This window comes from Alicyclobacillus kakegawensis NBRC 103104, assembly GCF_001552655.1.
GTDB classification, from domain to species: domain Bacteria; phylum Bacillota; class Bacilli; order Alicyclobacillales; family Alicyclobacillaceae; genus Alicyclobacillus_G; species Alicyclobacillus_G kakegawensis.
In genome coordinates, this window is the sequence record NZ_BCRP01000001.1 from 195,570 (window position 1) to 213,313 (window position 17,744).

The 17,744-nt window shown below is 65.2% G+C and carries 18 protein-coding genes; 5 read left to right on the forward strand and 13 right to left on the reverse strand.

The window, feature by feature from the left end; translation table 11 throughout:
- Positions 1–161: 161 nt before the first annotated feature.
- On the forward strand, positions 162–1,529 hold the full coding sequence (locus AK2_RS00910; RefSeq protein WP_067930205.1) for an MFS transporter: 1,368 nt from the start codon (positions 162–164) through the stop codon (positions 1,527–1,529).
- Between the two features lie 188 nt (positions 1,530–1,717).
- Here AK2_RS00910 and AK2_RS00915 read toward each other — a convergent pair whose 3' ends face one another.
- The 4 genes from AK2_RS00915 to AK2_RS00930 form a co-directional block, all read right to left on the reverse strand.
- A complete protein-coding gene (locus AK2_RS00915) occupies positions 1,718–2,446 on the reverse strand; it encodes a TIGR01440 family protein (protein ID WP_245632702.1) in 729 nt (242 codons plus the stop codon).
- A 12-nt stretch (positions 2,447–2,458) separates the two neighbouring features.
- Complete coding sequence (gene rpiB / locus AK2_RS00920; RefSeq protein ID WP_067930207.1) at positions 2,459–2,911, reverse strand: ribose 5-phosphate isomerase B; 453 nt, start codon at positions 2,909–2,911, stop codon at positions 2,459–2,461.
- Entirely contained in the window at positions 2,889–3,395 is a 507-nt protein-coding gene (locus tag AK2_RS00925) for a low molecular weight protein arginine phosphatase (protein WP_067930208.1), read from the reverse strand. The genes rpiB and AK2_RS00925 overlap by 23 nt, the downstream gene beginning before the upstream one ends.
- A gap of 123 nt (positions 3,396–3,518) precedes the next feature.
- A complete protein-coding gene (locus AK2_RS00930) occupies positions 3,519–4,076 on the reverse strand; it encodes a manganese efflux pump MntP (protein WP_245632703.1) in 558 nt (185 codons plus the stop codon).
- A 165-nt stretch (positions 4,077–4,241) separates the two neighbouring features.
- Between AK2_RS00930 and AK2_RS00935 the strand changes: the two genes are divergently transcribed.
- The gene (locus tag AK2_RS00935) at positions 4,242–5,876 is read left to right on the forward strand and encodes an SGNH/GDSL hydrolase family protein (protein ID WP_067930209.1); all 1,635 of its coding nucleotides are present in this window, start codon (positions 4,242–4,244) and stop codon (positions 5,874–5,876) included.
- 12 nt (positions 5,877–5,888) lie between these two features.
- Here the strand turns inward: AK2_RS00935 and AK2_RS00940 are convergent, their stop codons facing one another.
- The 5 genes from AK2_RS00940 to rpmE all read right to left on the reverse strand — a co-directional run bounded on the left by AK2_RS00940 (position 5,889) and on the right by rpmE (position 10,348).
- On the reverse strand, positions 5,889–7,067 hold the full coding sequence (locus AK2_RS00940) for an L-threonylcarbamoyladenylate synthase (RefSeq protein WP_083520707.1): 1,179 nt from the start codon (positions 7,065–7,067) through the stop codon (positions 5,889–5,891).
- Between the two features lie 12 nt (positions 7,068–7,079).
- Positions 7,080–7,775: a stage II sporulation protein R gene (gene spoIIR, locus AK2_RS00945; protein ID WP_067930210.1), complete on the reverse strand. Its 696-nt coding sequence runs from the start codon at positions 7,773–7,775 to the stop codon at positions 7,080–7,082.
- A gap of 139 nt (positions 7,776–7,914) precedes the next feature.
- Positions 7,915–8,868, reverse strand: coding sequence for a peptide chain release factor N(5)-glutamine methyltransferase (gene prmC / locus AK2_RS00950; RefSeq protein WP_067930211.1), 954 nt, complete (start codon positions 8,866–8,868; stop codon positions 7,915–7,917).
- Positions 8,865–9,935: a peptide chain release factor 1 gene (prfA, locus tag AK2_RS00955; RefSeq protein ID WP_067930212.1), complete on the reverse strand. Its 1,071-nt coding sequence runs from the start codon at positions 9,933–9,935 to the stop codon at positions 8,865–8,867. The genes prmC and prfA overlap by 4 nt, the downstream gene beginning before the upstream one ends.
- 197 nt (positions 9,936–10,132) lie before the next feature.
- Positions 10,133–10,348 carry a 50S ribosomal protein L31 gene (gene rpmE / locus AK2_RS00960; RefSeq protein ID WP_067930213.1) on the reverse strand — a complete coding sequence of 72 codons (216 nt, stop codon included), beginning with the start codon at positions 10,346–10,348 and terminating at the stop codon, positions 10,133–10,135.
- A 171-nt stretch (positions 10,349–10,519) separates the two neighbouring features.
- Between rpmE and AK2_RS00965 the strand changes: the two genes are divergently transcribed.
- On the forward strand, positions 10,520–11,089 hold the full coding sequence (locus AK2_RS00965; RefSeq protein WP_067930559.1) for an FAD-dependent oxidoreductase: 570 nt from the start codon (positions 10,520–10,522) through the stop codon (positions 11,087–11,089).
- 287 nt (positions 11,090–11,376) lie between these two features.
- Positions 11,377–11,565: a hypothetical protein gene (locus tag AK2_RS00970; protein ID WP_157076165.1), complete on the forward strand. Its 189-nt coding sequence runs from the start codon at positions 11,377–11,379 to the stop codon at positions 11,563–11,565.
- Positions 11,566–11,882: 317 nt separating this feature from the next.
- Here AK2_RS00970 and rho read toward each other — a convergent pair whose 3' ends face one another.
- Together rho and glpX are read right to left on the reverse strand one after the other, a co-directional pair.
- The gene (gene rho, locus AK2_RS00975) at positions 11,883–13,136 is read right to left on the reverse strand and encodes a transcription termination factor Rho (protein ID WP_067930215.1); all 1,254 of its coding nucleotides are present in this window, start codon (positions 13,134–13,136) and stop codon (positions 11,883–11,885) included.
- 183 nt (positions 13,137–13,319) lie between these two features.
- On the reverse strand, positions 13,320–14,294 hold the full coding sequence (glpX, locus tag AK2_RS00980) for a class II fructose-bisphosphatase (protein ID WP_067930216.1): 975 nt from the start codon (positions 14,292–14,294) through the stop codon (positions 13,320–13,322).
- Between the two features lie 215 nt (positions 14,295–14,509).
- Here glpX and AK2_RS00985 point away from each other — a divergent pair, with 215 nt between their 5' ends.
- Positions 14,510–15,682, forward strand: a complete 1,173-nt coding sequence (locus AK2_RS00985; RefSeq protein ID WP_067930218.1) for an aminotransferase A — start codon at positions 14,510–14,512, stop codon at positions 15,680–15,682.
- Positions 15,683–15,835: 153 nt separating this feature from the next.
- On the opposite strand, the gene AK2_RS00990 is transcribed toward AK2_RS00985, so the two are convergent.
- Both AK2_RS00990 and dapD read right to left on the reverse strand, forming a co-directional pair.
- Complete coding sequence (locus AK2_RS00990) at positions 15,836–16,957, reverse strand: N-acetyldiaminopimelate deacetylase (protein ID WP_067930219.1); 1,122 nt, start codon at positions 16,955–16,957, stop codon at positions 15,836–15,838.
- Between the two features lie 23 nt (positions 16,958–16,980).
- Positions 16,981–17,691, reverse strand: a complete 711-nt coding sequence (gene dapD, locus AK2_RS00995; RefSeq protein ID WP_067930220.1) for a 2,3,4,5-tetrahydropyridine-2,6-dicarboxylate N-acetyltransferase — start codon at positions 17,689–17,691, stop codon at positions 16,981–16,983.
- Between the last annotated feature and the right edge of the window lie 53 nt (positions 17,692–17,744).

Consider the following 17,744-nt stretch of genomic DNA (forward strand, 5'->3'; position numbering starts at 1 on the left):
GCTCCTCTTTTTTCAACAACACGCGGCAGGAACCGGCGGCTGCCGTAGCGAACATGGCAGCTTGGTGACATTATACCAAACCCCACCGCCTGGCATGGTAATTCCAGTCGGTGTTGCGGGCAGACTGTAGGCAGCGATGTGGCAGAGCAGGAGGGAAGAGCGTGCGCAAGGAATCCCGATTTTCGCTTTCGCGCTGGCTCGAGCCGGAGTTGTTGCAACCGTTTCTGCTCGGCGTGTTGTTGTCGCTGACATTGTCCGAATTCGTCCGTGGGGCGCTGGTGTATTCGGTCCTGCCGACCTACGGCAGCACGGTGTTGGGGTTTGAAGTGGAATGGGTGACCCTCGCCCTGTCGGTTCACTACTTTGTCGACAACATCCTGCGCTCGCCGATAGGGTGGCTGGTGGACCGATTGGGGCCGCGCCCGGTTTTGCTCGCCGGCTTCGCGCTCGCCGCCGTGTCCATGTACGGCATGATGCGGGCCGCGAGCGTCGGCATGCTGCTCGCCACGGCCGCGCTGTTCGGACTCGGCGTGACGCCGGTGTGGCCGTCCGCCGTGGCGGCTATCGGCATTTCCAGCCCGGAGCAAAAACGCGGCACGTTCATGAGCTACATGTACATGTTCTGGCTGGCGGGGGCGGGATTGGGACCGGTGCTCATCAATTTCGTCGTCGAGCAGAGCTACCGCATCGCCTTTTGGGCGATGGTGCTGGCCGAATGCGCCGCCTTCGCGGTCATTTGGCTGCTGGTCCGCCGCCCGCACGGCGCCCCAACGGCCGCCCCCGCCCCCCATCGGGCGGGGCCGGGACCGACATCGGGGCTCTCGCGAGCCGGATTGAAGGACCTGTGGCGCAATGTGCGCGACGTCTCCTTCCTGTTTCCCGGCATGTTCGCCCAGACCTTCGCCGTCTCCACGCTGGTGCCCATCCTCTCCCTGTACGCGCGCGTCGTTCTCCACCTGGGCGCCGGCATGTACAGCGGCTTGCTGATCTTCGGGGGCGCCTTCGCCGTGCTGCTGATGATTCCCGGCGGGCGTGTGGTGGACCGGTTTGGATCGCGCTGGTTCTTGGTGGCGGCCTTCGCCATCTGCGCCGCCTGCCTGCTGATCTATCCGTTTTACCACCGCATTTTCGCGACCTTCATCATGGTCGGCGTGGTCGGCATCTGCTACGCGTTCATCCTGCCGGCCTGGAATTCGGTGCTCGACCACTCCATAGACCCGGACAAAAAGGCGACGGTGTGGGGCGTGTTCATGACGGTTGAGGGCATGGGGTCGGCGCTCGGGCCGTACGTGGGCGGGCTGTTGTGGGACGGCTTTGGCCCCAACGCTCCGTTTTGGTTCTGCGGCGCCGTCATCGTGCTGATAGCGGGGCTGTACGCGGTGCTGCCGATTGAGCGCGCGGCCCGGGAGCGGCAGCGGGCTGCCGCTGCGGCCGCGGTCGATCCGGCCGCGGCACGCCTCCGGGCGATGCAAGACGAGCGGCCAGGCGCCCGGCCGTTCCCGAGCCAGCGCCAAGGCCCCCTGCGCTGATCCGTTTTCAAGGAAATTTTGATGTTCCCGTCGTATCGTTAGCGGCGAGGGAGGCAATTCCCGGTGTGCTGCCGGAACCCAACCCCACGGAGCACACCCGCTTCAACCCCCCATGTCCCCTGCCCACTGGCAGGGATTTTTTTGTCCACTCAGCCGGCTCCAGACGCCAGTGCGCCGAGCGGCCGCTCCTATCTTTCGGGGTCCAGGCCCAGACGCCGGCGCGCCTCCACCGGGTCGTAAACGGCCCGGGCACCGCCTATCAAAGGCGGCCGCGTGCGCGCCATGGTGACGTGGGCGCGCCCCACCTGCGGCCGGCTCGGCCGCACGGGCACCGCCACGGGCTTTAGGTGCATGCCGATGAGCGTGTCGCCGATGTCGATGCCAGCCTCCGCTTCGACGGCCTCGACCAGGCAGGCTTCCTCCATCCGCGCGAAGGCCACAGCCGCCAGCGCCCCGCCTGCGCCAGGCACGGGGATGGCGCTGACCTCGCGATAGCCGCGCCGCTGCGCGACCGCACGAGGTAGGACGAGGGCGCGGTTGAGGTGTTCGCAGCACTGGAAGGCGACCGCGCAGCCGGTGCCCTTGGCCACGTCCAACACCGTATCCACCAGGGCGCGGCCCACTGTCAGCGAAGTGGCGGTACCGATGCGCCGCCCCGTCACCTCGCTGGTCGAGGCGCCAACCACCAAAAGCCCGTCCGGCCCCAGTGCCGCGGCCTGGAGCAGCTCGTCCAAACACAGTGCGAGTTCGCGCCGGACAGCCTCCAGGTCCAGCGGCGCGTCGGCCGTCTCCCCCCCGCCGGGCGGCAGTTCCGTGCAGGCGCGTTTCGCCGTGGGTGCGGCGTACGGATGGGCCACAGGCGGCAAGACGCCTTCATCTCCCATGGGTTTGTCCCTTAACGGTTGCAAATCGGCCACCGGCAATCCTCCTCAGCAACCGCCGTGGGTGCGCTCTATCCCGGTCATCTTATCCACGCGGCGGGCGTGCCGGCCGCCGTCAAACTCGGTTGTCAAGAAAACCCGCATGACCTCCGCCGCCAGGCCCGGGCCGACGACGCGCTCCCCCATCGTCAGCACATTGGCGTTGTTGTGCCGGCGGGCCATCTCCGCGGAGAACGTGTCATGCGCGGTGACCGCTCGAATCCCGTCCACCTTGTTGGCGCTGATGCACATGCCCAACCCGGTGCCGCAAACCAGGACACCGCGATCGTACTGGCCGCGCGCCACCCCGGTGGCCACCTTGAGGGCATAATCGGGGTAGTCGACCGACTGCTCGTCCACGGTGCCCAAATCGTCGTAATCCATCCCCATCTCCTCGAGCACAGGCAGCAGCGCCTGCTTCAACCGATACCCGGCGTGATCACTGGCAATCGCAATCTTCATGTCCTGTCTCCTCGCTGTCGGCGCTCACCGGCTCGCGGCCAGGCGCCAATTTTTCCAACACATCCCGCAAGTGCCGTTCAATCTCCTGCGCGCAGCGGTCGTAGGCCGCTTCGTCGCCGCCGAACGGATCGGCCACATCGGCGCTGGAGTGGCCGGCGAACTTGGCCAGTTCATGGATTTTTTGACTGGCCTCGGGAAACCGGCGCTTCAGTTCCGCAGCGTGCTGGCTGGTCATCGCCAGAACCAAGTCCGCCCGCGCCACCAGCTCCGCGTCCACCACCTGTGCGCGGTGCGCCGTGTCGGCCACGCCTCGGCGGCGCAGCGCCTGGGCCGCTTGCTCGGTCATCGGCGACCCCGCCATCGCGTACAGCCCGGCTGACTCGATCTCCCAATCGAGCCCCCTTTGACGAGCCGCTTGTTGCAGCAGACGCGCCGCCATCGGGCTGCGGCACGTGTTGCCTGTACAGACGAAAACGATGCGCACGGCCGTTCCTCCCTCCTGCAAGCCAAAGCGCCTACCTCCAGTATACTGTGCGCATTTTTGCAGGCAATCTGCAAGCAGGACGGGACGCGCCGGGGAGCGGGTAAACGTGGCCTTCCGAGCGCATCAATGGATGAAGGTGCGCAGTCCAAAGCCGATGAGAATGGCGGCGCCGAGCAATTGGCCGTAGAGTCCAATCCAGCGGCTTGCGCGCTTGCCGATGAGCAGACCCAGCCCGCACATCGCGGCTCCCCAGACCCCGAAACTGACGGCGGCGGTGACTCCGAAGCCGGTGGTGCGAAGCCCGAGGCTGAACCCGACGGAAAGCGCGTCGAGCGAAACGGAAGCGGCAAAGACGGTGACCGCGGTCAGCGAACTGCCGACGAGCGGATCGGCGTGCGATTTGAACAAGGTGGCATAGACCATGTGCACGCCCAGCCCGATCAGGACCAAGGCGGCAAACCACTTGGCGACATTGCCCATCAGGCCCTGCAGGACCATGCCCGCCAACAGCCCGAAGACGGTGAACATGACGTGATAGATGCCGATGGACAGCATCAACTGGACCGCGGTGTCCCGCTTCAGCCCCTGCAGGCCGAGGCCCAGCGCCAGCGAGAACGCGTCCATGCCGAGCGCCAGCGACATGACGAAGATTTCCATCAGGTCGTGGATGTGATTGGCCACCGCCATCCCCCTCTTCAAGACCCTACAGATTGTATGCGCCTGTCCAGCTGGACATGATTGCGAGGGCGTACCCGGAAACGGAGTTTTGACGAGGCCTCGCCGCGCCCGTAGAATGAAAGCACCACACGTCGAAACGAGAGAGACAGACGGAGAGGGGTGTGGAGGATGCGGTTCAGTCGACGGACGCCGCGCGGCAGGCAGTCCATGCGCCGACCGGGCGGAGACGCGACGCTCCGCGGCCCAGCCAGGACCTGGATGGGCTGGGCGCGTGCCGGCTGCGCTGTGCTGGCGGCTGGCGCCGTGTTTGCCGCCTGCATGGTCAGCACCGTCCCTATTCCCCGCCAATTGGCATCCGCGAAACCGAAAACCTTGGTGGCCCTTGGGGATTCCATTCCCTTCGGCTGGCAGCTGCCCGACGCCTCGAGCGGCCACCCGTCCCCCGATGCCTTCCCGTATATGGTCGGCCGGCGGCTCGGCTACCGGGTGCAGGACCTGGCCGTCCCCGGCGCCACCTCGCAGGACCTGCTGCGGCAACTGAACAGCGCCAAATTGAAAGCGGCTCTGCGGCAAGCCAACGTGGTTCTCATTGATGTCGGCAGCAACGACCTGTTGCACGCGGCGAACGACGTGCTCACCAACGCCTTGTCGGGCCGCCGATTGCCTGGGCGCAGCGATGCCGCCTTGTTTTCGGCGGCCCTGGCCGCCTACGCGCGGACCCTGCCGCAGGTTGTAGCGCGCGTGCAGGCGCAGACCGACGCGCCGATTGTCCTCATCGACCTGTACAATCCGTTCCCCGACGGCACCATCCTGCACGACATTGCGGAGCCGCTGTTGGCCGCCGGCAACCAGACTGTGCTCAACACCGCCGCGCAGACCCACTGCCTGGTCGCCAGCGCCTATGAGCAGTTCAACCACAGGCAGGCCGAGTACGTGCGCCTACAGGAAGACGACATGCACCCCAATGCGCGTGGACAAAAAGCGCTGGCGGACGCGGTGCTGACCACCCTCGACAGCCCGCTTTGGCACCAGCCGATGTATTACGCGCTCGCCCCCAAAGGGGCCATCGTCCGCTCCCAGTCCGTCATAGGGTCCAACGGCATCTCCTGGTTGCACGGGGATCAAGCCGATGTGGTCATTGGCAAATCGGGATCGTGGTTGGAAGTGGTGACGCCCGAGGGGAAAACAGGCTTTGTGGAACAAAAGTCGGTGCGGCTGCTGCTCCGCCCGTGGAACAACGATTCGTTCGCGACGTTTCGCACGCCGGTGACGCCCGTTCGCCTGCAAATTGAGCACGGGCGCGGGGGAATCAGCGAAGTCTCCGGGTTCGCCTGGTCGGGCTGGATTTACGCGCCTGTAGCCGACCTCGCACGAGCGGCAGGAGAAACAATGACGTGGGATGAAACCAACCGGGAAGCAGATGTGACGACGCCCGAAGTCGCGGCCTGGGATCTGAGCCAGGACCCGGCCAAGGCGCAGGCCGCCGCGGAGGACGCCATCGCCGCCGGCATCCCCGGCGCGGCAGGGAGCAAGCCGGCCGCCGCCAGGCCCCGTCTCATCCTGCCCAGCGTCCATGCCTACACGGCCAAGCAGCGGACGGTGACGGTGCGCACGCGCGGCATCCTGGTCAAGATTGACGGCGAAGACACCAACCTGCGCGCCCAGCCGCTGGTCATCGGCGGGCGCATTTACGTGCCTGCCCCGGCCTTCTGGCAGGCGCTTGGACTGCCCCTGCGCGGAGCCACGACGCCCCCCGCCGAACCCGCAGTGGTGCCGTCGTACATCCGCCCCTTCCCAGGCTGAATCAAGTCGCCGTCAGACCTTGTGGAGACGGCCCTCGGCCGCCTTTTGCAGCCGGTTCATGACGGCGGCGCCAACGCCCTCCGGGGCCACGCCCTGGACGAGGATGTAGTCCACCTGATGCCGGTCGAACTCGCGCAGCAGCCGGTACAGGTGGTGCGCCAGGGCTGTCTCGTATCGCTCACCTGGAGCAGGCGACCACGCCTTGCAGCGGCCGGCGAACGGGCGCTCCGAGATGACCGCCAGGCGCTTGCCCGGGTGGGCGTCGATAAACTCCATCATCGCCACCAGCACCTTCGCGCCGTCGCCCCACCACACATGCACCTGGGCGTCCGGGGCGTAGTGACGGTACTTCATGCCGGGAGAGGGCACCTTGTCCCCTTGGGCCTCGGCGTCGAGCAGGTGCGGGGCAAACTCCACCTGGATCCCGAGCGCCGCCTGCAACTGCTCCCGCGTCACCCCACCCGGGCGATAGATGACCGCCTTGTCCTCCGTCACGTGCGCCACGGTGGATTCGATGCCCAAACGGCAGGCCCCGCCGTCCACCACGCCGTCGATGTCATCGCCCAAATCCTCCATCACGTCCGCCGCCCGTGTCGGCGAGGGGCGGCCCGATTTGTTGGCGCTGGGCGCAGCCACCGGGCACCCGGCGCGGCGAATCAGTTCCAGCGCCACCGGATGGTTGGGCATGCGCACGCCGACGGTGTCCGTCCCCGGGTGCACCGCCTCGGCCACGCGCTCCGACGCCGGCAGAATCAGCGTCAGCGGCCCCGGCCAAAACGCTTCCATCGCGCGCCGGACCGGTGCCGGCAGCGTCCCGGGGGCAGCGACGACATCCGCCAATTGGGCCACATCCGCGATGTGGACAATCAGCGGGTTGTCCGCCGGCCGGCCTTTGACCGCGAAAACGCGCTCCACTGCCGACTGCAGCATCGCGTTGGCGCCCAGGCCGTATACCGTCTCCGTCGGAAAGGCGACCAGACCGCCGTCTCTGAGCACCTGCGCCGCCTCCGTCAGGGCGCCGACGGCCGACACGTTCTGAGCTCCGATTGGGGAGGGCTTGCCCGCATCGTCCTTCGCGTATGTATCCTCTGCAAGATTCGAAGTGGGACCGTCCGCAGGCGGAGTCGCGGCGGCCTCGCGCGGGACCGCCTGCGCATCGCCGTCCGCATGGACCTGCCACACCTTGGCCATGATGATGCCTCCTCAGTTCAACTGCGAAAACCAGTGCTGGACGGCCCGCCACACTTCCTCACCGTAGTCCAGGGAGGCCAGCCGTACGGCCACCTTCGTCTGCCCGCCGTCCGCGTTCGGGATCTCCACCGTCTCCAGCGGCGGCAAGTCCGGGAAGCCGCCGGTGTTGGGAACGGCGTCCCCGTCCGCGATATCGACGAAACACAGCGGCGGGAACAAGACGCACCACCAGTTTGCCCCGGCGCCTTGCCCGATGGTGATACGCAGGGCCTCATACACGCCAGCCGGGTACACCTGGTTGCCGTAGACCTTGGTGGGAAACGGAACACGCCCCATGTCTGCTTTCACATGGTACCGAAATCCGTGCGCTTCCACAACGTGAGCCGCCAGCGCCTGGACCTCAGGCAGGTGCTGACGCAGGATGGACTCTGCCTGCTGCTCGTTTTTAGCCGGTTCCAGCCACTTGGCCACCTGCACCACCACCGCGTCGCGCACCTCGCGCTTCAGCGCTTGATCCGCTGGGCTGTCGCTGTTGGCGAGAATGCGCAGCCGCAGCGCCCCGTGCGGGATCGGCTTGGCGTGCGGGGCGGCCAGCGCCAGCTCCGCCAGTTCGCCGTTGTCCCGGGTGGGGAGATGAGTCAGCATCCTGCCTGCCGCCACCAACGCCGCCACCAACGCCAGAAACACCCACAATCGCCGTGCACGCATCCGGCATCCCCCGTTCCTATCATGTCTAGCACCAGTGTGCCCAGGCATTGATAGGTTTAAACGGGGGAACCGGTCGTCCGGCCCGGCTGCCCCCTCATGCAGCCGCCATCCCAGCCCTGGCATGGCTGGCGGCCGGGCGTCACCATGGCGAAAGCAAGGACGCTGTGGCGCCGCGCTCCCCCACCACCACGCGCGGGATGTTGCGCAGATCTGGAACAGCGTCAAACTGCCAACCCGTCCACAGGTGTCCTCCGTCACGCTGGATGAGGTCGATGACCGCCCCCGCCTGCCCGCTGCCGACTTCGAGCCACAAGGCCGCGGGACCTGGCGCAAAAGCGGCGCTCGCATCCTTGGCCAGGCGCCGGTAAAAGTCGAGCCCGTCCCGGCCGCCGTCCAGGGCCAGGCGCGGTTCATACCGGCGCACTTCCTCGTCCAGCTGGTCCACCTCTGGGCTCGGGATGTAGGGCGGATTGCTGGCGATGGCGTTCCAGCGGCCCGTGTGCACCCGCAGGAAAGCCGACGCGTCCGCATGATGCCACCACACGCGGGCGCCGAGACGCCGGGCGTTCATCCTGCAGACACGAAGCGCGGCCTCGGAGATGTCGACGCCGTGGACCTCCGCCTCCGGGCACTCAAGGGCCAGCGTGATGGCGATGGCGCCGCTTCCGGCACCGATGTCGAGGACGCGCGCGCCCGGGTGGCGGCGCAGCCAACGAATGGCGCAAGCCACCAACACCTCCGTCTCCGGGCGCGGAATCAGGCACCCCGGATTGACAGCAAAACTGCGCCCGTAAAACCAGGCCTCGCCCAGGATGTATTGCAGCGGCCGGCCGCTGCACCTCTGCTCCACCGTCTCGGCAAACCGGTCCCAAACGCCCGCCGCCAGCCGGTCGCGCAGGCGGACCAAGAGTTCCGTCCGGCTCCACCCGGCAGCCGCCAGCAGCAGCTGTTCCGCTTCGGCCCGAGCCACGGCCGTTGCCTCCGCCGCGTCCACGTGTTTGCCCGCAAAGGCCCGGGCCAAGCAAAAAGAGGCCCAGGCGAGGGCCTCCTGCACTGTCGCGGGCTGCGCGCCGCCCGTTGGACAATCCGTCATGCTTCCGCCGCCTCCAGCATCTGCGTCCGCTCCGCCACAATGAGGGCCTGGATGATTTCGTCCAGGTCCCCGTCCAGCACCGCCTCCAGGCGGTGCAGCGTCAAGCCGACGCGGTGGTCAGTGACGCGGCTCTGGGGAAAGTTGTACGTGCGAATGCGCTCGCTGCGGTCGCCCGTACCCACCTGGCTGCGCCGGTTGGCGGCCACTTCAGCCTGCTGCTCCTGCTGATACTTCTCGTACAGCCGTGCCCGCAGGACCCGCATCGCCTTGTCGCGGTTTTTCAGTTGCGACTTCTCATCCTGGCAGGAGACGACGATGCCGGTCGGCATGTGGGTGATGCGCACCGCGGACTGGGTGGTGTTGACGCTTTGCCCGCCCGGTCCGGTGGAGCAGAAGGTGTCGATGCGCAGGTCCTTCTCGTGGATCTCGACTTGGATGTCCTCCACTTCCGGCAGGACGGCCACCGTAGCCGTCGAGGTGTGGATGCGTCCGCCCGATTCGGTCACCGGCACGCGCTGCACCCGGTGCGTGCCGCTCTCAAACTTGAGCTGGCTGTAGGCGCCGCGTCCCTGGATGGACAGCGTCACTTCCTTCAGCCCGCCGATGTCCGTGTAGTGCGCATCGATGACTTCGGTCTTCCACCCGCATCGCTCCGCGTAGCGGGTGTACATGCGCAGCAGGTCGCCGGCGAACAACGCCGCCTCCTCGCCGCCGGCGGCGGCGCGGACCTCAAGGAAGACGTTCTTGTCGTCGTTCGGATCCTTGGGCAGAAGCAAGATCTGCAGGTCCTGTTGCAGCCGCTCTATTTGGGCTGTGTGCTGCTCGATTTCCTCGTTGACGAACGCGCGCATCTCGTCGTCCAGGCGCTCATTCAGCATCTCCTTGGCCGCCTGCAGGTCCGCCTGTGCGCGCTGGTACGCCTGGTACGTCTCCACCGTCTCGCGCAGGTCGGCCTGCTCCTTGGAATATTGCCGCAGCTTGTCGGCGTCCTGTATCACGTCCGGGCTGCAAAGCAAGGCGCTCAACTGCTCGTAGCGCTTGACCATCGCGTCCAGCCGGTCAAACACGGTGAACACCCCCTCTCCGCTTCGTGGCTGCCACTCCCACGCGCCCAGGCCGCGGCCTGGCGATGTGGTGGCGCCGCTTCTTTCACACGTGTCTCCATACGGACGCAAAGACACAGACGCCCGAAGAAGCGGGCGTTCTCCGGGCAACGTCGATAAGGGAGCGGCGCGGCCGCTCCCAAAAAACCTGCCGAAGCAGGCTACTGTTGTTCTTTTTGGTTGAGACCATACTTGCGGTTGAAGCGCTCAACGCGTCCGCCAGAATCGACAAACTTCTGCTTGCCCGTGAAAAACGGGTGGCAGTTCGAGCAGATTTCAACGCGCAGGTTCTCCTTCACGGACCCCGTCTCGAAGGAGTTCCCGCACGCACAGGTCACCGTCGTGATATGATAATCCGGATGGATGCCTGTCTTCATTCCGTGCTCACCTCTTTCGTTCCTGACACACTAACGGTCAGTATATCACGCCGAAGCGAGTTTGTCACTAGGCCGCCATCATCAGCGCGGACATGTTGCCCGAACATACTGGAAAACGGCGTAAAGTTTCTTCAGAATAGAAGACATCCAAAAGGAGAGGAGTGGGTGAAAATGTACGACATCGCCATCATCGGCGCCGGCCCCGCGGGCGCCAGCGCCGCGATTTTCGCCGCCCGGGCGGGCAAGAAGACACTGGTGTTCGACAGCGGCCAGAGCGTGACCCGCAGGGCTTGGATTGAAAACCATTACGGCATCGACCGCATCACCGGTCCCGACCTGGTGGACCAGGGCAAGCAGCAGGTCCGGCGCTTCGGGGCCACCATCGTTGAGGCCAAGGTGACCGGCATAGAACGGCTCTCGGAAGGGTTTGCCCTGACCACCGAAGACGGACGCTTTGAGGCCAGGCACGTCCTGTTTGCGACCGGCTTGTGGACCGACCTAGCCGAAGAGGTGGGCTTAGAGACCAAGCCGGCCACGGAACCGCGCATCAAAACGGTGATTGTTGTGGATAGAGAGGGCCGGACCAACATCCCCGGCATCTGGGCCGCCGGCACCGTCGCCGGCACCAGCGTGCACACCATCATCACCTCGGGAGACGGCGCCCGCGTCGCGGTGAACATCATCAGCGAACTCAACGGCGAGCGTTGGGTGGACCACGACGTGCTCAAACCGTCCACCTGATATGCGCCCTCGGCTCCCGCGGCGGTGTCATCCCGCGGCGGACAACGCCATGCCAGGTGGGAAATTGATCATTGGAAGCGCGGATAACCGGCCGGCCGTGGCCGGTTATCGCATCTTTTCGTAACCTCAGAGACGCACTCCCTCCACGCCCCAGTACCTCCCATCGCCGTTTGCGATCGATTTGCCAAAAAGAAATTTACTTATCCTAAATTTCATTGATATAGGAAATGAATATCTATATGCTTATTTTGTATGAAACTTCTATATCAGGGGAAGGGGAAATGGAAATGCACAAGTGGACTCGTGTGTTGCTCGGCGCAGTCGTCAGCATGGTGTTTGGCGGGATGACCGCGTTCGCCACCCCACAGCCAAACCGGGATCTGGGATGGCCAGAAAAGCTGGCCATCCATTCCCCGCAACCTGCCGGAGACCTGGAGGAGCCCGAGTGGCTGAACACACCGGCCGTGCCACAGTGAGACTATAGACCTTTCGCGTCCCCACTCGCATGCCCGACGCACATACCGAAATGGACAGCCCGCCCCAGGGAGCGGCCATCCCAGGGCGGGCTGCAGGGGTGCGCGAGTGGGGAGATCCACGGCGTCCCCCTCGCCCGCCGCGGGCCCCGATGACACCCGGACGCTCCCTGCCCTTGGCGTACCACGGCATACCGCTGCTGCCAGCGTGCGCGACGCTGCCCACGACCGTCTGCATCCACCGCCGCCAACAAGCCTTTGCGGTGATTTCGTCTCGCAATCAGATTGTCCACTGTGGAGGATTCATGAAGAGGCGGCCCTCAGGCCCTTTTCTCTTTGCGAAGTTCCAAACTCCCCAGGAACTCGGCGTTTGTCTTGTAGTGCTTGAACTTGCGGATAAACATCTCGGTGAAGTCCTGGTTGTCCCCCATCGACTTGCGGATGGCCCACACCTTTTCCAACTCCTCGCGGCTCTGCAGGAGCTCCTCCCGGCGAGTGCCCGAGCGACGAATGTCGATGGCCGGGAACACGCGCTTTTCCGCCAGCCTGCGCTCCAGATGCAATTCCATGTTGCCCGTTCCCTTGAACTCTTCGTAAATCACGTCATCCATTCGCGATCCGGTCTCCACCAAGGCGGTGGCCAGGATGGTGAGACTCCCACCTTCCTCCACGTTGCGGGCGGAACCGAAGAAGCGCTTCGGGCGGTGGAACGCGGCCGGATCGATGCCTCCGGACAACGTGCGGCCGCTCGGCGGCACCACCAGGTTGTAGGCGCGCGCCAGGCGCGTGATGCTGTCCAGGAGGATGACGACATCCCGCTTGTGTTCCACCAGACGCAGAGCCCGCTCGAGCACCAGCTCCGCCACTTTGATGTGGTTCTCCGGCACTTCGTCGAACGTGGACGCAATCACTTCACCTTTGACCGAGCGCTGCATGTCAGTCACTTCTTCGGGACGCTCGTCAATCAGCAAAATCAAAAGCTCGCTGTCCGGATGATTGGCCGCTATGCTGTTAGCGATTTCCTTGAGCAGAACCGTCTTCCCGGCCTTCGGCGGCGCCACAATCAGACCGCGCTGTCCGAACCCGATGGGGGTGAACAGGTCAATGATGCGAGTGGCGATTCGGTCCGGCGCTGTTTCAAGGATCATCCGTCGCTGAGGAAACAATGGAGTGAGAGCGGGGAAGTGAAGTCGTTCGGCAGCCTGCTCAGGGCTCACCTGATTGACAGCTTCCACGTGCAGGAGCCCGAAGTACCGTTCATTTTCCTTCGGCGGTCTCACCTTCCCAGAGACCAAATCTCCGGTGCGCAGGTCAAATCTTCGAATCTGGGACGCGGCTACGTAGATGTCTTCCGCGCTTGGCAGGTATCCGACCGGCCTCAGGAACCCGTAGCCGTCTGGCATGATTTCCAGGATGCCCTCTGCGAACATCAGTCCGTCTTTTTCGGCCTGGGCTTTCAAAATCGCAAAGATGAGTTCGCGCTTCTTCATCGACCCGTAATACGGGATTTGGAACTCTCGCGCGAGTTGGTAGAGTTCTGTCAACTTTTTTGATTCAAGGTCGCGTATGTCCAATAGGCGTCCCCCACATTCAGCAATCCGCTCGGAGTGCGGACCCACGGCCCGATCCGGCTGCCTGCAGCATCACAAAAATGGCACAAAACAAGGGCACCCTGCCTCCTGCGTCGAGCCTTCTGCATTATATCATGTTTACCCGCACAATTGGATCCTATGCTGCAGCGCGGCAGAATGATTCCGCTAGACGGCCTGGTCCGCCTGCACAGGCTTCCGGTTCAGGTCGTGAATGGCCTCCACCAACCGGACCGTCCCGGTCTGGGCGCGCATCACCAGGGAATGCGTGCGCGCACGCCCGTTGCCCAAAAAGCGCACGCCCCGCAACAGTTCCCCGTCCGTGACGCCGGTCGCGGCGAAGATGGCATCGTCCCCCCGCACCAGGTCCTGCATCGTCAGCACCCGGCTGGCGTCGGGAATGCCCATCCGCTGCAAGCGACGCAGCTGCTCCTCGTCCTCCGGCACAAGCCGCGCCTGCATCTCGCCGCCGAGGCACTTGAGCGCGCAGGCCGCCAAGACCCCTTCCGGGGCTCCGCCGGTGCCGAACAGGATGTCGACGCCCGTGTCCGGGAACGCGGTGTTCAGGGCGGCCGCCACGTCGCCGTCGCTGATCAGCTTGATGCGCGCCCCAGCCGCCCGCACCTCGTGGATAAGCTGTTGGTGGCGAGGCCTGTCCAGAATCACCGCCACCACGTCGCCGATGTCTTTGCCCTGCGCCCTGGCCACGGCGCGCAGGTTATCCGCCACGGGCGCGTCCAGGTCAATCTGCCCCTTGGCGCTCGGCCCTACAGCAATCTTTTGCATGTACATATCCGGGGCGTGCAGCAGCGTGCCGCGCGGGGCCACCGCGACCACCGCCATGGCGTTCCACAGTCCCTTGGCGAGAATGTTTGTGCCCTCGAGCGGATCGACCGCGACATCGAGTTCGGGCGCCTTGGCGCAGCCCAGCTGTTCCCCGATGTACAGCATCGGCGCCTCGTCCATCTCCCCCTCGCCGATGACCACCGTGCCGCGCATCTGCACGGTGTCGAACATCGCCCGCATGGCCGATGTCGCCGCGCCGTCCGCCTCCATCTTGCGGCCGGTGCCCATCCAACGGGCGGAGGCCAACGCCGCCATCTCGGTCACCCGCACAATCTCCAGCGCCAGTTCGCGTTCCATCCGCATCCGTCTCCTATCCTGGCTCGAATTACACGGACCTTTTGCAAGGCACGCTCTTATATAGTACAACATAATTCTCGTTTTGTGACATATCGTTCTCAAGAAGGGACGCCGCTGGAAGCCACCGCCCCGGCCAGCAGTAAGCGAGAAAAGGAATTGTGCGGACCATTGCCGTAATTAAAGATAGGATAGATGGGACAAGAGGGGATGCCACTTTGACACAGACCAAAGAACACCTTATCAACCCGCGCGTGCGGGACATCCAAATCTCCGGTATCCGCCGCTTCTTTGACCGCATGCGCGAATTCCCGGACGCCATCTCGCTGACCATAGGGCAGCCGGACTTCCCGACTCCCGCCCACGTCGGCGAAGCGGCAAAGCGGGCGATAGATGCCGGCCGCACGACTTACACCGCAAACGCCGGGATTCTCGAACTGCGCCGCGCCGCAGCCGGTTTCTTTGCCACGCGCTACGGCCTGCACTACAACCCGGACACCGAGATGATTGTCACGCTCGGCGCCACGCAGGCCATTGACATCGCTCTGCGCACCATCCTGGATGTGGACAGCGAGGCCATCCTGCCCGGCCCCGCGTACCCCGGGTACGATCCGCTGATACGCCTGTGCGGCGCCCGGCCGGTGTACATCGACACCCGCGACACCGGCTTCAAGCTCGCCCCGGACAGGCTGGCGGCGGCGATCAGCCCGCGCACGAGGTGTGTGATTCTGCCCTATCCGGCCAACCCCACCGGCGCCGTCCTCAGCCGCAGTGAATTGGCGGCCATCGCTGAGGTCCTAAAAGGACGGGACCTGTTCATCCTGGCCGACGAGATCTACTCCGAGCTGATCTACGACGGGGAGCACCATTCTATCGCCTGTTTCCCCGACTTGCGCGAACAAACGGTGGTCATCAACGGCCTGTCCAAATCGCACGCGATGACCGGTTGGCGCATCGGCTTCACGTTGGCCCCCGCCTACCTGACGCGGGAGATGCTCAAGGTCCACCAGTACAACGTCTCCTGCGCCTCCAGCGTCAGCCAATACGCGGCGCTCGAAGCCTTGCAAAACGGGGCGGACGACTCCCGGCCGATGCGCGAGACGTATGCCAGGCGCCGGGACTACGCCTTCCGGCGCCTGGTGGATATGGGGTTGGAGGTGGCGCGTCCGGGCGGCGCTTTCTATCTCTTCCCGTCAATCCACCCGTTTGCGCTGTCCTCGTGGGAGTTCGCGGACCGGCTGCTGAGGGAGGCGGGAGTGGCCGTGGTCCCGGGTGACGCGTTTTCGGAGTACGGGGAAGGCTATGTACGGATTTCCTACGCCTGCGACGAAGCGGTCTTGGCCGAGGCGTTGAATCGGATGGAGCGCTTTGTGGCCCGGCTGCGGGCGTAAGGCAAGCACGCACAGCGGCGCGCGGGGAAGACAGGCTGCCGCGGCAGGTAGGGCGCCAAACGCGCCGCCGGGCACGTGAGGCACGCGTACCCGGCCGCGCAGCCGGCGTCGGTGCGAAGGAAACGGCTGGTGGGCGGCGTGGATGCGCCGACGCTACGGCTGACCGGCCCGCCAGCGCAGGTACTCACTGACCACGCGAATGCCCACCGCAATCGCATCTTCGGACGGATCCATGCGGGCGTGGTGCAGGCCGTAAGGCGAGTCCACGCCGAGCCAGAACAAAAAGCCCGGGATGCGCTCCAGAAAATAGCCGAAATCCTCGCCGGTCATGGCCGCGTCGCACTCCACCGCCCGCACCTGAGGCGACTGCGCGGCCCAGTCGAGGAACGCGCGGGTCAGGCGGGGGTCGTTGTCCACCTGCCGGTAATTGGCGCCGTAGTCAATGCCGGCGCGGCAGTCGAAACTCTGCTCGATGCCGCGCACGCACGCCTCGACGCGGGATTTCACGATTTTCATCGTCTCCGCCGACAGGGTGCGGATGGTGCCTTCAAGACGGGCGTGATCGGCAATAATGTTTTGCTTGCTGCCGCCGTGGATGCGGCCCACGGTGATGACCGCCGCATCGAGGGGATCGACGTTGCGGGCCACAATCGTCTGCAGTTGAGTCACCAGGTGGCAAGCCGCCACCACCATGTCGTTCGCCCGATGGGGGAAGGCCGCGTGCCCGCCGGTGCCGTGGAGATCGATAAACAGCTCGGAGGTATTGGCGAACAAAATCCCCGGCCGCGTGGCAACGGTGCCCACCGGATATTCGGGAGCGACGTGCAGGGCGATGATTTCATCGGGGCGCCAGGCCTGGAATTCGGCACTTTGCAGCATCGGGCGGGCGCCGCCCGGCCCCTCCTCGGCCGGCTGAAACACGACCAACAGGTCGTCTGCCAGAGGCTCGGCGGCAACGGCGGCGAGAACCCCCAGGGCAATCGTCATATGCACGTCGTGCCCGCAGGCGTGCATGTACCCCGCATGCTGGGAGCAAAAGGAATGGCCGGTCTCTTCCGCCACCGGCAGCCCGTCCATATCGGCGCGATAGGCGAGCGTGCGGCGCGGGGAGCGCCCGCGCACGCGTACCAGGATGCCGGTGCGCCAGGTTTTGACCTCTAGGTGCTCCTGCGGCAGGGAGCGGATGACCTCAAGGAGCAAGGCCTGGGTGCGCTGCTCGGCGAACCCAGGCTCGGGGATCTGATGCAGACGGCGGCGGATCTGGATGAAATCCATGGTGCATCGCTCCTGTGCGGGGATTAGAGCTGGCGCAGTTCCTGCTTGATTTCAATCTTGGCCGGGTCGGTGTCGCCGATGCTCTTGATGACGCGCGCCGGCACCCCGGCCACCACGACACCGGGCGGCACGTCCTCGGTCACGATGGCGCCAGCCGCCACAACGGATCCCCGGCCGACAGTGACACCCTCGAGGATGACCGCATTGGCGCCAATCAGCACGTTGTCCTCCACCACCACCGGCTTGGCGGACGGCGGCTCAATCACGCCCGCCACGACGGCACCCGCCCCGATGTGGCAGTTGGCGCCAATCAAGCCGCGCCCGCCGATGACCGCGTTCATGTCGACCATCGTCCCGGGGCCGATGACCGCCCCGATGTTGATGACCGCGCCCATCATGATGACCGCGTTGTCGCCAATTTCAACCTGGTCGCGGATGATGGCGCCCGGTTCAATGCGCGCCCGGATGTTTTTCAAATCCAGCAGCGGGATGGCGGAGTTGCGCCTGTCCGATTCGACGACAAAATCCTCAATCCGCTCGGCCTCGGCCCTGAGCACCGGCTCGATGTCCTTCCATTCTCCGAACACCACGCCCAGCGAGGCGCCCAAAAACGCGCGTACGCCCTCACCAAAATGAAGACCGGCCAGGTCCCCTTTCAGGTACACCTTGACGGGCGTCTTCTTTTCACTGCTGCGGATAAACTCAATCAACTGATTGGCGTCCACTCGGTCCACCTCCTATGTATGCAAAAACAGCGGCGAACCCCAGGGGCCTGCCGCTGCCTGTG